The organism is Halonatronomonas betaini (genome assembly GCF_015666175.1).
Taxonomy (GTDB): Bacteria; Bacillota; Halanaerobiia; order Halanaerobiales; family Halarsenatibacteraceae; genus Halonatronomonas; species Halonatronomonas betaini.
Genome location: NZ_JADPIE010000001.1, coordinates 570,760 through 586,700 on the forward strand (window position 1 = coordinate 570,760; position 15,941 = coordinate 586,700).

The following is a 15,941-nucleotide window of genomic DNA, read 5'->3' on the forward strand; positions in this document are numbered from 1 at the left end:
CGAAGAGAGCCGGAGGTGCTGGGATCCGGCATCAGTCCCTGTGCTGAACTCATTCTTGAGTTTCAGAGGTGAATAAATTAGCTTCTGACGTTAACAGCGTTAATGTTTTGAGTGAACCTTATTTATTAAGGTTAATCTGGGTGGTACCACGGGTATATAAACCTCGTCCCTTTTTCTTTCTGGGATGGGGTTTTAATTATTTATAATAATAAAACAAGGGGATGATATTAATGGCAGAACAATATGATTTTCAAAGCTTTGATAAGAAATGGCAGGAAAAATGGGAGAATGCTGAATTGGACAAAGTAGATATCAAGGAGGGACCTGAACATTATGTGCTAGAAATGTTCCCTTATCCATCCGGGAAATTACATATGGGCCATGTTAGAGTCTATTCAATTGGCGATGTAATTGCCCGATATAAAAGGATGCAGGGTTATAATGTTATGCATCCAATGGGCTGGGATGCTTTTGGTCTCCCAGCAGAAAATGCAGCAATTGAACATGGAAATATTCATCCTAAAGACTGGACCTGGGATAATATAACTGAAATGAAAAGGCAGATGAAAAGTCTAGGTTTAAGTTATGATTGGGATAGAGAAGTTACAACAGCCAGTGAGGATTATTATCGCTGGACTCAATGGTTCTTTATTCAAATGTTTAAGAACGATTTAGCTTACAGGAAAAAAGCAGCAGTTAACTGGTGCCCGAGTTGCGAAACTGTACTTGCAAATGAGCAGGTTGTTGATGATGCCTGTGAACGTTGCGAAACAGACGTAGAGAAAAAGAAATTGGCCCAGTGGTTTTTAAGAATCACTGATTATGCTGATAGATTGCTTGATGACCATAGGTTTTTGGATAAATGGCCAGATAGAGTTAAAGCAATGCAGAAAAACTGGATTGGTAGAAGTGAAGGTACATTGATAAATTTCCCGGTACCGGCTACAGATGATCAGATTGAAGTCTTTACAACCAGGCCAGATACCATTTATGGTGCAACATATATGGTATTAGCACCGGAACATCCACTTGTTGATAAATTCCTTGAAGTTTCTGGAAAAGAAGCTGAATTAAATGAATTTATTGAGAGAGTTAGCCAGCAGGAAGAGGAAGAGAGGACCTCTCCAGATTCAGAGAAAATAGGAATAGATACAGGGGTTAAGGCTGTTAATCCTCTATCTGGAGAAGAAATCCCTATTTTTATTGCTAATTATGTTTTGATGGATTATGGTACAGGTGCTATAATGGCAGTTCCTGCTCATGATCAGAGGGACTTTGATTTTGCAAAGAAATATGATATTAATATCCGTGAGGTTATTAGACCAGAAGATCAGGCCGGTGAAACACCTGGTGGACTGGAAGAAGCATTTGTTGAACCAGGAGTGCTTGTTAATTCTGGTAAATTTGATGGCTTGAATTCTGATGAAGCATTTGATAAAATAGCTGCATATTTAGAAGAAGCTGGAATTGGGCAGAGGAATGTTAATTATAGGCTAAAGGACTGGCTTATCTCCAGACAGCGTTACTGGGGGGCACCAATTCCTATGGTTTATTGTGATGAATGTGGGATTGTGCCAGTATCAGAAGATGATTTACCTGTTAAATTACCCTATGAGATAGAATTAGGAAAAGGTGGAGAATCACCACTTAAGAAATCTGATGAATTTGTTAATACAACCTGTCCTGAATGTGGCAGTAATGCCAGGCGTGAGACAGATACAATGGATACATTTGTGGATTCATCCTGGTATTTCATGAGGTATTTAGATGCCAGCAATGAAGAGATTCCCTTTGAAAAAGAGAATGCTGATAATTGGACACCTGTAGATACCTATGTCGGTGGCGTTGAACATGCTATTTTACATCTTTTATATGCCCGTTTCTTTACAAAGGTTATGAAGGATTTGAATCTAACTGAAACTATTGAGCCCTTTGATCATTATTTAGCACAGGGAATGGTTTTAAAAGATGGCAGCAAGATGTCAAAAAGCAAAGGGAATGTTGTAGATCCACTAAATATCCTATCTAATTATGGGGCAGATGCAACCAGACTCTTTATTCTATTTGCAGCTCCTCCGGAAAAAGATCTTGAATGGAGCGATAAAGGCATAGAAGGTCAGGCCAGATTTGTTAATAGGGTTTGGAGAGCAGTTATTGATAATCTGGATCTATTAAAAGATGCTTCAGTTGAAATTAATCCAGATTCATTTGAAGATCAGGATAAGAAATTATATCGAAAGCTCCATGAGACCATAAAAAGAGTTACAATTGATCTTGGAGAAAGATTTAATTTTAATACAGCAATTAGTGCTATCATGGAATTAACCAATGAAATATACTCTTATTTAAATAATGATCAGATTAATCCTAACCTGTTTAGAAATGTCGTTGAAAATCTCTTATTAATGCTAGCTCCATTTACACCCCATTTTACCGAAGAAATCTGGGCTGAACTTGGAAATGATTTTAGTATTCATCAGCAGGAATGGCCAGAATATGAAGAATCAGCTCTGGAAAAAGATGAAGTTGAGATTGTTATTCAGATAAATGGTAAAGTCAGGGAGCATATGAAAGTTGAAGCAGGGCTTGATAAAGGCACCCTTGAAAATAAGGCTTTGAAAGAAGAAAAAGTTCAGGAATATGTCGGTGAAAAAGAAGTTAAAAAGGTAATTGTTATACCAGATAAGCTGGTAAATATAGTTGTTTAAGTAGGTGATTAAATGGAAGAAGAAGCAGTTGTTGTCAAGTCTTTAAACGGAAAAGCAGAGGTCAGACTGGTTAAACAATCTGCCTGTCAGCATTGTGATCATGATTGTGGACTGGCAGGGGATAGCCATGAGATTAAAGAATTAGAGGTGGAAGTTGAAAATCCAATTGGTGCAAAAGCAGGCCAGAGGGTAGCCCTGGAAATGGGGAATAAAGAGGTGTACTTTGCATCCCTTTTAGTCTATCTATTACCATTACTCTTTATGTTTGCCGGGTATTTTATCTTTGGAGCTTATCTGCCCCGAATTATTGAAATAGGAGTAGAACCAGCTGGAATGCTAGGTGCTCTAACCTTATTAATAATATCATTTTTTAGTCTCAGAAAAATTGATGATTTTCTTAAGAGCAAGAGATCATTCCACCCAAAAATTACAAAAATATTAAGCAAATGAAAATAAATTTATTGGGGATAAGAGCAACCATCAGTTATGGTGGTTGCTTTTTTGCTGTTCCAGTCAAACCTATTTTTAATTTTAAATCAGAGAAAATAAATGTAAAAACTACTGGTAATATATGCTGCTTAATCAATAAACCAAAATAATATTGAGAATTTTATCTTTTTTCTAGAAATGATGCAGGAGTTTATCAACCTATAGATAATTATATTAATATCAGCCCCGGCCCCGGGCAAAATACCATTTAAATCTATAAGGAGGTATTCTTGCAGCATGGATGTACTGAAAGTAGCAGCAAATTCTAGTCCCAACTCTGTAGCCGGTGCTTTAGCCGGTGTTTTAAGAGAAGAAGGTGGTGCCGAGCTTCAAGCAATAGGCGCAGGAGCAATTAATCAAGCAGTTAAGGCAGTAGCAATAGCCAGAGGGTTTGTGGCTCCGTCAGGTATGGATTTAGTCTGTATTCCTGCATTTACAGATATTGAAATTGAAGGAGAAGAGAGAACAGCGATTAAATTTATTGTTGAGCCCCGCTGATATCTAGTTTTACAAATGCTCAGCAGGGGCTGATAAAGTAATTTGATCCCCTTTTGTTTTAACAGGAGGGGATTTTTGTTTGTAATCATATATTTTAGCTTGTTATCATATATTTAAACTGCTATAATTATAATTAGATTTTATTTATTCAATATAAATTTCTTATGTAATGGAGGTTTTAATATGGCTGATAAACTAAAGTTAACTTCATATAGCAAATCATCTGGTTGAGCATCTAAACTTGGGCCAGAGGAACTGGCCGAGGTTTTAAAGGGTATAGATTTTAGCTCTAATGATGAGAACCTGATTGTCGGTCTAGAAAATGGTGATGATGCGATTATTTACAGGTTAGATGAAAATAGAGTTATGATCCAATCTATAGATTTTTTTACTCCTGTTGTAGATGACCCCTATTTATTTGGACAGATCGCTGCAGCAAATTCTTTGAGTGATATATATGCTATGGGAGGAAAACCTTTTATGGCAATGAATGTCGTTGGCTTCCCAAACTGTCTAAAAGGGGAAGTATTAAATCAGATATTAAAGGGTGGTAATGATAAAGTTAAGGAAGCAGGTGCTTTTATTGGCGGTGGCCATACTGTTGAAGATGAAGAACCTAAATACGGCCTGGCAGTTACCGGTTTAGCTCATCCTGATGATGTTAGGGCTAATTCAACAGCCAGAATTGGAGATAAATTAATCTTAACCAAGCCTTTAGGTGCAGGGATTATCTCAACAGCAATTAAAGCTGATATGATAAATGATCAGGCCGGCCATCCTGCTGTCAAAAGTATGGCCAGATTAAATGCAAATGCAGCAGAACTTATGAAAGATTATAATGTTAGTAGCTGCACTGATATAACAGGGTTTGGTCTAATAGGTCATTTAAATGAAATGATAAATGGGAGTAAAGTTGGAGCCAGACTGGAGCTTAATAAGATTCATTATTTTCCAGATACACTGGATATGATGGATACTGGAATGGTTCCTGGAGGCCTTTATAAAAATAAAAAGGCATTCTCTAAAGTTGTTAATTTAAAAAATGATGGTAATGAGAATCTCTCTGACTTATTATATGATCCCCAGACCTCTGGTGGGCTCTTAATTGCTGTTAAACCTTCTGAATCTAATTCCCTTGTAAATCAGCTTAAAGATAGTGGTGAAGATGCAGAAATCATTGGTGAAATTACAGATGAGGTAACAAGAATTACAGTAATATAATGAATGGAGAGGTTTTAATGATTGGAGATGAATATGGTCTAATATCCTTTGACAATACTCATTATGCAATTAAAGCAGAAAAATTATTGAAAGATAGAAATTATTCAGTGGAAATGCGCCCGATTCCTCCATCAATATCAGCAGATTGTGGTTTTGGAGTTGAATTTGATATAAAAAAAATAAAAGAGATCAAAAAATTTCTTGAAAAAAACACTGTACAAACAGTGGGTTATTATCATATAATAAAGAATGGTAATAAAAAAACCATTGAAAAGGTATAATATAATTGATATATAGGAGGATAAAGGCAGATGGGTGTATTACTTATTGGTATTGCAGGGGGGTCTGCGTCCGGGAAAACGACACTGGCAAGAATATTAAAGGAATCCTTTAAAGATGATGTGACAATTTTAAGGCTTGATTATTATTATCATGACCTGGATCACTTTGATGTCCCGGAAGATGAAATTAATTTTGATCACCCTAATTCATTTGAGATAGATTTATTGATTAAACACCTAAATAAGTTGAGAAACGGTGAAGAGATAGATAGGCCGGTATATAGTTTTAAAACAAACCGGAGGTTAGACAGGACAAAGGTTGTTAAACCATCAAAAATTTTAATTGTTGAAGGAATTCTCTCGTTATATTATTTAAAACTCTGTGAACATTATGATCTAAAGATTTATGTAGATACTGATTGTGATATTAGATTATTAAGAAGGATAACCAGGGATATCAATGAGAGAGGTAGAAGCCTGGAATCAGTGAAAAAGCAATATCTTTCAACAGTTAAACCGATGCATGAACAGTTTGTAGAACCTAGCAAATCAAGGGCAGATATAATTATTCCCCATGGCGGTTTAAATGAAATTGCCAATGACTTATTAATTGAAAAGATAAAGGGCCATTTAAAAGTAAATTAAATTTTAGCCTAACCTGAAAAAAGGTTAGGTTTTTTATCTTTTTATGCAGGAATATTTTGTTATAGGAAGAAATATTATTCACCACACAAAAAGAGGTGAATAATATGAAATTAGATCAGGAGAAATACTGGATTATTTTAGTGCTAATAGCTGTGATAGCTTTCTGGGCAGGGGGCAGAGATTTTAATTTTTCTACTCAAGAAATACCTGCGGTAGAGGTAATGGGTGATAACAGTATTAATAGCAAAGATTTCAATATTAAAGACGACGAAATAATAGTCCATATTGGTGGCGAAGTAAATAATCCAGGGGTTTTTAGTTTTTCTCAGGGGATTAGGTTAATTGATGCAATTTCTGTAGCAGGCGGTGAGACATCTAAAGCTGCATTGGATCAAATAAATCTGGCAAGGATAATAAATGATGGCGAACATATTATAATTCCTTCCTATCTTTCGTCAGAAGCTCCGGCTGATTATTCTAAGCTTAATACACAGATTCAATCAGGCGGGCAGGTTAATATAAATACAGCAGGAATAGAAGAGCTCTCTTCTTTAGCAGGGATTGGTAGAGTAAGAGCAGAAGCTATTATAGAATATAGAGATAATAATAATGGTTTTAAAAATCCTGAAGAAATTAAGAATGTTGCCGGGATTGGAGTTCAGACATATAATAATATTAAAGATGATATTAAAATCTGATGTTAAAATATATCCATACCCACATCATTTTTATTATCTTTATTTTATTTGTAATCTGGCAGGAGATTATAATCTTAATATTAGCAAATAATACTTTCAATATAACTTTTATATCATATACTCTGGTATTTATAATTATTTTTTTAAAATTTAATCTTTATAGTAATCTATCACATAATAATCTTTTTATAAGTCTGGCCTTCATTCATGCTTTGAGGTTGATATATGAGTTTAATTTTAAAGGGATCGATATTATAGGTTTATTAAGGGTTGATAGACTGGTTAGTTTTCAGGAAAAATTATTAGGTGTTTATGAGGTATATTATTCTGTCGAGAGGGCCAACTTAGTTGGGGCTATTATTTTAGGTGAGAGATCAGGAATAAGTTCTCTGACTGTTATGCTAAGGGATGCAGGGGTTGGTCATCTTTTGGCATTATCAGGCATGCATGTTGGATATGCAGCTTTATTAGTCTATTTGTTGTTTAAATATTTACCTATTAATACTTATTTAAAATTAACAATTGAAATCTCAATTTTACTGGGCTATATATTACTGGCAGGAGCATCACCATCTTTAATGAGAGCAGGGTTTATGTGGGTTGTTGCCAGAATATTAATAGTCAATAATATTAAAATATCAATTATGAATTTACTCGGGGTTGCCGGTATTTTAATCCTTTTAATTGAGCCAGGTATGCTCTACCAGGCCGGATTTCAGATATCATTTTTAGTAGTAATCAGCATCTATTTCTTTATAAATAGATTTAAAAAATTGCCATCACCGGTGGCTGTATCTTTAGCTGCCACCATAGGTTCATTTCCCTGGTTAAGCTGGATAAGTCTGGGGTTTAACTTAAATGGTCTGATTAGCAATTTGATTATGATACCGTTTTTTATTCCGATTTATATCTTAAATTTAATGATTTTAGTTTTCCACTGGGCATTTCCTGATATTGGCTTATTTTTATCTAAAATAAGTGATTTTTTAATTTCGATTTTTATCAATACAGGCAGCTATCTGGCTGGCCTGCCATTTAATTACAAACTAAATCTCATAGGAAGATTACATCATTATCAAGGCTATTTTTTTATGCCGCTGCCATTGATAGTCTTATATATCACAATTTTTGCAGTCTTTAATAATTCTAGCAGGCCTAACTGGTTGAAGAGTAGATCTCTTTTAACTTTAACCTGGAAAGCAGTAGTTTTAATTTCTATAATAAACTTTATTGTTCTTTATTTATAAAATATGTTATGATTTATAGTAGATTATTTGAATCGAAAAGGAGGTCAAACCGTGGCAGAATCCCTTAATTCTTTTTATCTGCTTGCAGGTGAAGAGAGCTATCTGATTAGAGAAAAATTAAATAATATTGAAGAGGAGATCAAAAAAGCTGGAATAGAAGAAATACATAGAGAGAGAATTGATGATCAGGCTGAAAATTTTTTGCAAAATTTAATTCAGGCAGTCCAGACGATTAGCCTGATGACAGAATATAAACTGGTGATAGTTGAATGTGAAGAGCTATTTGCCAGCAAAAATAAATATGACAGAAAAATTATTGATTTATTTTCAAAGGATTTAGAAAAAATAACAGTAGTTTTTCTTTTAAATAGCAGTCCAGATAAGAGAATTAAAATCTATAAAGAATTCAAGAAATATGGTAAGTTTTTTGAATTCAAAAGACCTAAATATAGAGATTTAGATAACTGGATTAGAAAGAAATTTAAGGAATCATCAAAAACAGTTGATAACAGGCTGGTAAAATATTTAGAGTATCTTTTTGATAATAGATTGGAAGCCCTTGATAAAGAAATTGAAAAGATAATAACATTAAATTATGAGAAAGATAAAATTGGACTTAAAGATTCCTATCAGATTTTAAGTCGGGATGGTTTAATGGCAGAAAATATTATATTTAATATGATAGATAACTGGATGGCCGGCAAAAAGAATGAAGCTTTAAAGGAATATAGAGAGTTAATAAAGGATGGACAGAGTCCTATATATATTCTGATTATGATTCACAGGCAACTGGAATTATTAATCAAAACAAAAGAACTTAAAGAGAAAAAAAGATTAAATCATAAAAAAATTGCTAAAGAGATAAATGAACATCCCTATCCAGTCAAAAAAGTTTATCAGCAATGCGGGAAGGTTTCATTTTTAAAACTTGAATTATTTATGGAAAAACTCTGGGAGGTAAATTATAATATTGTCACAGGCCAGGGCGGAAAACCTGAAGAATTAGTAGAAGAATTTTTATTAAAATTCAATCCATAAAAAAATCCAGGCCACTCAATAACAGCGAGGAGGCCTGGTTTATTTTTAGTTAAATTTTTCGTTAAGCATTCTGGTTAAGCGAGATTTCTTGCGAGCAGCATTATTCTCGTGGATAATATTATTTTTAACAGCTTTATCAATCATTTTGTAAGCATATGCCAGACTCTCTTTAGCTTCTTCCTGAGAAGGATCACCTTCAATTAGCTTCTTATAGTCTTTAATGGCAAGCTTCATAGCCTTTTTCCACTTTTTATTTTGCTCGGCCTTCTTAGCAGAAGTTCTTACCCGCTTTTTAGCAGATTCAATTATTGGCATTTCTAAAACACCTCCTAATCAATCTGGTTTAACCAGATGAAATCTTTTTTCTTCAGCGAATATCATTTTACCAAATATAATAATAAATTGCAAGCAAAAAGAGTTTAAATTTCTTATTAGCTTGATTAGCTTCTTAATATAATGGTATAATTGTAAGCGTGTCTATATAATTTTAACAGGAGGCTTTACTTTGAAGAACGAAAATATACGAAACTTTTGTATAATTGCACATATTGATCACGGGAAATCTACTTTAGCTGACCGAATTTTGGAGAAGACAGGAACAATTACAGATAGAGATATGCAGGAACAGGTTCTTGATAATATGGATCTAGAGAGAGAAAGGGGAATTACGATAAAAGCTCAGGCAGTTTCCCTTAAATATAAAGATTACAAGCTTAATCTGATAGATACTCCAGGCCATGTTGATTTTGCTTATGAGGTTTCAAGAAGCCTGGCAGCCTGTGAGGGTGCTCTTTTAATTATTGATGCAGCCCAGGGTGTTGAGGCCCAGACAATGGCCAATATCTACCTGGCTTTAGAGCATGACCTTGAGATTATACCAGTTATTAATAAGATTGATCTGCCAGCTGCTAATCCTGATCGGGTGAAGGAAGAATTGATGGATTTAGGGATAGACCCTGATGAGGCTCTTTTAACTTCTGCCAAAGAGGGGATTGGCATAACAGAGGTCTTAGATGCGATAATTGAAAGAATTCCAGCTCCTGAAGCTGAGTTAGATCAGCCTCTGAAGGCACTGGTCTTTGATTCGATCTACAATTCATACCAGGGAGTTATTCCCCATATCAGAGTTGTTTCTGGTACTGTTAAAAAAGGCGATATGATCTATTTAATGGCCAGCGAGAAAAAATATGAGGTTGATGAAGTTGGTATTTTTAATCCTGGATTTAAAGAGGTTGATGAACTTGTTGCTGGAGAAGTTGGCTATTTAATGGCCGGGATTAAAGATGTCAGGAATTGCCGGGTAGGAGATACGATTACGAATTATCATAAACCAGCCAGCAAGCCTTTACCAGGTTATAAAAAAGTTCAACCAATGGTATTTAGTGGGATGTACCCAACAGATAATAATGATTATAAAGTTCTTCAGGAAGCACTGGAGAAATTACAGTTAAATGATGCTGCCCTAACCTTTGAATCTGAAACTTCAGAGGCTCTAGGCTTTGGATTTAGATGTGGATTTTTAGGTCTGCTCCATATGGAGATTGTTCAGGAAAGATTGGAAAGAGAATATGATTTAGATTTAGTTATTACCGCTCCCAGCGTTATTTATAAAGTTGAAAAGAAATCAGGAGAAGAACTGGAGATAGAAAATCCATCTAACTTTCCTGAACAGAATGAGATAGAGACAGTTGCAGAACCATTTGTTAAGACTTATATTAGTTTGCCAGAAGACTATATCGGTGCTGTTATGAAATTATGTGAGGATAATCGAGGCGAATTTGTTAATATGAAATATCTTGATGAGAATCGGGTGGTTATTAATTATCATATGCCGATGAATGAGATTATTACAGATTTCTTTAACCAGTTAAAATCCAGTACCAGAGGTTATGCAACTCTGGATTATGAACAGATTGGCTATCGGGAATCTGATCTAGTAAAACTTGATATTTTAGTCAATAAAGAGCCAGTTGATGCTTTATCAACAATTGTTCACCGGGATAATGCCAGAAAACTGGGAGAAAGTCTTGCAAGAAAATTAAAAGAGATTATCCCCCGTCATATGTTTAAAGTTCCTATCCAGGCTGCGATTGGCAATGATGTTGTTGCCAGAGTTAATATTCCTGCCCAGCGGAAAGACGTTCTCCAGAAATGTTATGGTGGAGATGTAAGTAGAAAGAGAAAGCTACTTGAAAAACAGAAAGAAGGGAAAAAGCGGATGAAACAGGTTGGAAGTGTAGAGATACCCCAGGATGCATTTATGGCTGTTCTTGAGAGGAACGATGATGACTAATTCAAAGAAAGAGCTATTAAATAAATTTAGAGATAGAGGGTTATCCCTCTATTTTCATTTTCCATTTTGCAAATCAAAATGCTCATACTGTGACTTTTATTCATTGACTGGAAAAGCTGATTTGAAATCAGAATATATAAAAGCCTTAATTGCTGAGCTGGATTTATCAGGGAGGAGATTTAGCAGTTTATATCCAGAGCCTTCGACTATTTATTTTGGTGGAGGCACTCCCTCTTTATTTAATCCAGCTAATTTTAATTTAATAATAGAAAAAGTCAAATCGAACTTTGGCTTAAAATTAGATCCAGAAATTACACTGGAGATAAATCCAGCAGATATTAACTCTTTTGAAGAGTTGAAAGAATTTAAGCAGGCTGGAATTAATAGGTTTAGCTTAGGAGTTCAGTCATTAAATGATGAAGAATTAAAGTTATTAGACAGACGCCATGATAGCAAACAGGCCAGGGAAGTTATTAAATTTCTGCATGAGCTTGGAGTTAATTTTAGTGTGGATCTGATTTCAAGCCTACCAGGGCAGAAAAGTTTTGATTATCTTACAAGCCTTAAAGAGCTGGTAAAATATAGGCCGAACCACTTTTCTATATATAATCTGCAGCTGGAGGAAGGAACAGAATTATTTAGGGCAGTTGCAAATGGAGAGCTTCCTGAAATATCTGAGGACGTTGATGCCATAAATTATAAGAATACCGAAAGGATCTTAAAATCTGCTGGCTATGACCATTATGAAATATCCAGCTTTGCTTTGCCAGGTTATCAATCAGCTCATAATAGTTCTTATTGGAGGTTTATCCCCTATTTAGGTTTAGGGCCTGGAGCACATTCCTTTATTGAGCTTAATAGAATCGAGAATTTAAAAGATTTAGATTCATATATTAAATTAAACTCTAAAAATCAAGAGGCAGAACATCAAATTGATGAGTTGATCATTAAGGAGCTAAGAAGTGAATTTATGTTTTTAGGTTTAAGAATGGAGCAGGGCATTTTAAAGAAAGAGTTCTATGATCTATTTGGTCAGAAAGTAGACGTTTTTTATGGAGATAAAATCAATAAGTTAGAGGATAAAGGTCTGATAAAAAGTACTGATAGAGTTATTAAACTAACCGATCAGGGCAAGTTATTTGCTAACCAGGTTTTTTTGGCGTTTATTGACTAATCTGCCTTGACAAAAAAATATCAGTATGGTATTTTATAAATAGTTATTAGCACTCTCTAGCCTTGAGTGCTAAACAGAGGTGATTAAGATGGTTGAAGAAATGACAGATAGAAAGATTAGAGTCTTAAAGACCATCATCCAGGAGCATATTTTGACTGCTGAACCGGTAGGTTCAAGAACTCTTGCTAAAAAATATGATTTTGGTTTTAGCCCTGCAACAATCAGGAATGAAATGGCTGATTTAGAAGAGATGGGGTTTTTAGAACAACCACATACTTCAGCTGGACGTATCCCGACTGATATGGGATATCGTTTTTATGTGAATAGCCTGGAGAAGAGTGAGTTAAACTCTCCACCTTCTATTGAGAGCTATCTGCAACAGCTGGCAAAAGAATATTCTGGTATTGAGGATGTAATGTCAGGCATGACTAGATTACTTGCTAATTTAACTCAATATACAGCTTTTATTAGTGAGCCGGCTTTTACTGAAAGCAGGGTTAATAGAATTCAGTTATTACCGGTCAGTAAAAAGAGATTGCTGCTGGTGGTAATAACAGATAATGGTCTGGTTAATAATAAAATAATTAATTTGAATAAAGACCTGGATGAGAAGCAACTAGAGGATTTAAATAGAATCTTAAATAAACGATTAAAGGGTGTTCTAATTGAAGATGTAGATAAGAAATTCTTAAATAATCTCCAGATTGAATTGCAGCGGCGGATTAATTATACTGCTGAAATTCTTGAATCATTACAAAAAGAGATGTCCAGTATATCCACTAAAAGTGGGATGAAAATTCATCTGGATGGAACTTCATATATCTTAGAACAACCTGAGTTTAATGATATTGATCGCTTAAAAAAGGTTTTAAGAATCCTTGATAGAGAAGAAGAGCTCCAGAAGATTTTAAATGATATTAACGAAGAACTTTCAATTAGAATTGGAGCTGAAAATAAGTTAGAGGATATGGAAAATTGCAGTTTAGTTTTAGCCAGATATCACATAGCTAAAGGAGCAAGCGGCCGGATAGGAATTATTGGCCCAACAAGAATGGAGTACTCAAAAGTCATATCTTCAGTTGATCTGGCTGCAGAATTATTGAGCAAGTTAATTTCTAGTACAGGTAGGTGATAAATATGAGCTCTAAAGATGAAGAGATGAAAGAGCAAGAAAACAATAAATCTCAAGATGTTGAAAAAGAAAAAGATGAAACTATCGAATGTGAATTACAACCTGCAGAGATGCAGGAGAAGATAGAAAGATTAGAAGAACAGGTTGACAGTCTGGAAGAAGAAAATCAGAAATACCTCAATAAATTAAAACGCTCCCAGGCTGATTTTGCCAATTATCGTCGGAGAACAAGAGAAGAGAAAGCTGATCTTGCCATTAAGTATAAAGTAGAAATAATTGAGCAGATTCTTCCTGTTTTAGATAATTTCGAGAGAGCTCTCGCCAGTGGTTGTGATGATGATGGTTTTTCTCAGGGCGTAGAGATGATCTATCGTCAGCTCTGGACTGTTTTAAAACAGGAAGGGGTTAAAGAGATTACTGCTGTTGGTGAAGAATTTGATCATAAGTATCATGAAGCTGTTGAAAAAGTTGAATCTGAAGAAGAAGAAGGAACTGTTATTGAAGAAGTTCAAAAAGGTTATCTTTATGAAGATGTTGTTGTAAGACCGGCTATGGTTAAAGTAGCTGGCTAAAATATAAAATGTTTTAAGGAGGATGTTATAATGGGTAAGATATTAGGTATTGATTTAGGTACAACCAATTCATGTATGGCTGTTATGGAAGGTGATGAACCAACTGTTATTCCTAACAAAGAGGGTGGCAGAACAACACCTTCTGTTGTTGCCTATAATAAAAAAGGTGAAAGAATTGTTGGTGAACATGCCAAAAGGCAGGCAATAACAAATGCAGATCAGACAGTACAATCTATTAAAAGAGAAATGGGTACTGATTACAGAGTTAATCTAAAGGACGAAGAGTATACTCCTCAGGAGATTTCTTCAATGATCCTTCAGAAGATGAAAATGGATGCTGAGGATTATTTAGGCCAGGAAGTTAAAGAAGCTGTAATTACTGTTCCAGCTTATTTTAGCGACAGTCAGCGTCAGGCAACAAAGGATGCCGGTAAGATTGCCGGGCTGGAAGTCAAGAGAATTATTAATGAGCCTACAGCTGCTGCACTGGCTTATGGCCTTGATGATGACAAAGATCAGACTATTTTAGTCTTTGACCTCGGTGGAGGTACTTTTGATGTTTCAATTCTTGAGATTGGAGATGGCGTCTTTGAAGTTGTTGCTACCAGCGGTAATAATAAATTAGGTGGCGACGATTTTGATGAAAGAGTTATTGATTATCTAGCTTCAGAATTCAAGAATGAATATGGAATAGATTTAAAGAAAGATAAAATGGCACTTCAACGCTTAAAAGATGCTGCTGAAAAAGCAAAGATTGAGTTATCAAGTGTTAAAGAAACAAATGTAAATCTACCATTTATAACTCAAACAGATGATGGGCCAAAGCATCTTGATGTTGATATAACAAGGGCTAAGTTTAATGAAATCACTGAAGACCTTGTTGAAAAGACAATGGAGCCAACCAGACAGGCTCTTAAAGATGCAGGAATTGGTAATGGTGAAATTGATGAAGTCATTCTTGTTGGAGGTTCAACAAGGATACCTGCAGTTCAGGAGGCTGTTGAAGAACATGTCGGGAAAGCTCCTAATAAAGGAATCAATCCTGATGAAGTTGTAGCTGTTGGCGCTGCAATTCAGGCTGGAGTCCTCTCAGGAGAGGTAGATGATCTTGTTCTCCTGGATGTAACACCACTATCATTAGGTATCGAAACACTTGGTGGAGTATTTACTAAATTAATTGATAGAAATACAACTATTCCAACATCTAAGAGCAAGGTATTCTCAACTGCTGAAGATAACCAGACAACTGTTGATATTCATGTTCTCCAGGGTGAAAGAAAGATGGCCAAGCATAATAAGACCCTTGGACGTTTCCAGTTGACTGATATTCCACCTGCTCCAAGAGGGGTGCCACAGATTGAGGTCACCTTTGATATTGATGAAAATGGTATCGTTAATGTTTCCGCTAAAGACAAAGGTACTGGCAATGAGCAGAATATTACTATTAAATCAGATAGCGGTTTAAGTGAAGAGGAAATTGAAGAAATGGTAAAAGAGGCAGAAAAGCATGCCGAGGAAGACAAAAAGAAAGTCGAAAAAATTGAAAAGAAAAATGAAGCTGAGGCAATGGTCCACTCTGTAGAGAAAACTCTGGATGAAGCCGGTGATGATATTGATGATGCACTGGTTGAAAAGGTTGAAAAAGCTAAAGAGGATCTCGAATCTGCCCTTGAAGGCGAAGAGATAGATGTTGATTTAATCGATGAGAAGATGGAAACATTGACTGAAGAGATGACTGAGTTGAGTCAGGAACTCTACTCCAAGCAGGAAGCTGCTGGCCAGGGTGCAGCAGGACAGCCTGGAGCAGGAGCTGCTGGAGCCCAGCAGGATGCTGGTTCAGAAGATGATGACACGATAGATGTTGATTATGAGGAAGTTGATGAAGAAGATAGAAATTAATAAAAATGATTTACTGGTTGAAGGAGGGAGCCGTATGCTCCCTTCT

General features: G+C 35.4%; 15 protein-coding genes and 1 other annotated feature (1 of these 16 running past the window's edge). Of the genes, 14 read left to right on the forward strand and 1 reads right to left on the reverse strand.

Features of this window, described 5'->3' with window-relative positions; translation table 11 throughout:
- Window positions 1-174 (forward strand) — a binding site (T-box leader); it begins 39 nt to the left of the window's first position.
- Between the two features lie 56 nt (window positions 175-230).
- The 9 genes from leuS to holA all read left to right on the forward strand — a co-directional run bounded on the left by leuS (window position 231) and on the right by holA (window position 8,825).
- Entirely contained in the window at window positions 231-2,708 is a 2,478-nt protein-coding gene (leuS, locus tag I0Q91_RS02815) for a leucine--tRNA ligase (RefSeq protein ID WP_270452737.1), read from the forward strand.
- A gap of 12 nt (window positions 2,709-2,720) precedes the next feature.
- Complete coding sequence (locus tag I0Q91_RS02820) at window positions 2,721-3,158, forward strand: SoxR reducing system RseC family protein (RefSeq protein WP_270452738.1); 438 nt, start codon at window positions 2,721-2,723, stop codon at window positions 3,156-3,158.
- A 276-nt stretch (window positions 3,159-3,434) separates the two neighbouring features.
- The gene (locus I0Q91_RS02825; RefSeq protein WP_270452739.1) at window positions 3,435-3,695 is read left to right on the forward strand and encodes a stage V sporulation protein S; all 261 of its coding nucleotides are present in this window, start codon (window positions 3,435-3,437) and stop codon (window positions 3,693-3,695) included.
- 183 nt (window positions 3,696-3,878) lie between these two features.
- Window positions 3,879-4,916 (forward strand): selenide, water dikinase SelD, encoded by a 1,038-nt coding sequence (selD, locus tag I0Q91_RS02830; protein ID WP_270452740.1) that lies wholly within the window; start codon window positions 3,879-3,881, stop codon window positions 4,914-4,916.
- A 17-nt stretch (window positions 4,917-4,933) separates the two neighbouring features.
- The gene (locus tag I0Q91_RS02835) at window positions 4,934-5,197 is read left to right on the forward strand and encodes a putative Se/S carrier protein (protein ID WP_270452741.1); all 264 of its coding nucleotides are present in this window, start codon (window positions 4,934-4,936) and stop codon (window positions 5,195-5,197) included.
- Window positions 5,198-5,227: 30 nt separating this feature from the next.
- The gene (gene udk / locus I0Q91_RS02840; RefSeq protein ID WP_270452742.1) at window positions 5,228-5,842 is read left to right on the forward strand and encodes a uridine kinase; all 615 of its coding nucleotides are present in this window, start codon (window positions 5,228-5,230) and stop codon (window positions 5,840-5,842) included.
- A gap of 104 nt (window positions 5,843-5,946) precedes the next feature.
- Window positions 5,947-6,540 (forward strand): helix-hairpin-helix domain-containing protein, encoded by a 594-nt coding sequence (locus I0Q91_RS02845; protein WP_270452743.1) that lies wholly within the window; start codon window positions 5,947-5,949, stop codon window positions 6,538-6,540.
- On the forward strand, window positions 6,540-7,787 hold the full coding sequence (locus I0Q91_RS02850; protein WP_270452744.1) for a ComEC/Rec2 family competence protein: 1,248 nt from the start codon (window positions 6,540-6,542) through the stop codon (window positions 7,785-7,787). Before I0Q91_RS02845 ends, I0Q91_RS02850 begins: the two co-directional genes overlap by 1 nt.
- Before the next feature lie 51 nt (window positions 7,788-7,838).
- A complete protein-coding gene (gene holA, locus I0Q91_RS02855; protein ID WP_270452745.1) occupies window positions 7,839-8,825 on the forward strand; it encodes a DNA polymerase III subunit delta in 987 nt (328 codons plus the stop codon).
- 45 nt (window positions 8,826-8,870) lie between these two features.
- Here holA and rpsT read toward each other — a convergent pair whose 3' ends face one another.
- The gene (rpsT, locus tag I0Q91_RS02860; RefSeq protein ID WP_270452747.1) at window positions 8,871-9,140 is read right to left on the reverse strand and encodes a 30S ribosomal protein S20; all 270 of its coding nucleotides are present in this window, start codon (window positions 9,138-9,140) and stop codon (window positions 8,871-8,873) included.
- A gap of 190 nt (window positions 9,141-9,330) precedes the next feature.
- Here rpsT and lepA point away from each other — a divergent pair, with 190 nt between their 5' ends.
- The 5 genes from lepA to dnaK all read left to right on the forward strand — a co-directional run bounded on the left by lepA (window position 9,331) and on the right by dnaK (window position 15,895).
- Window positions 9,331-11,118 (forward strand): translation elongation factor 4, encoded by a 1,788-nt coding sequence (gene lepA, locus I0Q91_RS02865; RefSeq protein WP_270452748.1) that lies wholly within the window; start codon window positions 9,331-9,333, stop codon window positions 11,116-11,118.
- Window positions 11,111-12,292 carry a radical SAM family heme chaperone HemW gene (gene hemW / locus I0Q91_RS02870; RefSeq protein WP_270452749.1) on the forward strand — a complete coding sequence of 394 codons (1,182 nt, stop codon included), beginning with the start codon at window positions 11,111-11,113 and terminating at the stop codon, window positions 12,290-12,292. The genes lepA and hemW overlap by 8 nt, the downstream gene beginning before the upstream one ends.
- Before the next feature lie 88 nt (window positions 12,293-12,380).
- The gene (hrcA, locus tag I0Q91_RS02875) at window positions 12,381-13,424 is read left to right on the forward strand and encodes a heat-inducible transcriptional repressor HrcA (RefSeq protein ID WP_270452750.1); all 1,044 of its coding nucleotides are present in this window, start codon (window positions 12,381-12,383) and stop codon (window positions 13,422-13,424) included.
- A gap of 5 nt (window positions 13,425-13,429) precedes the next feature.
- On the forward strand, window positions 13,430-13,996 hold the full coding sequence (gene grpE / locus I0Q91_RS02880) for a nucleotide exchange factor GrpE (RefSeq protein ID WP_270452752.1): 567 nt from the start codon (window positions 13,430-13,432) through the stop codon (window positions 13,994-13,996).
- Window positions 13,997-14,026: 30 nt separating this feature from the next.
- Window positions 14,027-15,895, forward strand: a complete 1,869-nt coding sequence (gene dnaK / locus I0Q91_RS02885; RefSeq protein WP_270452753.1) for a molecular chaperone DnaK — start codon at window positions 14,027-14,029, stop codon at window positions 15,893-15,895.
- The last annotated feature ends 46 nt before the right edge of the window (window positions 15,896-15,941 follow it).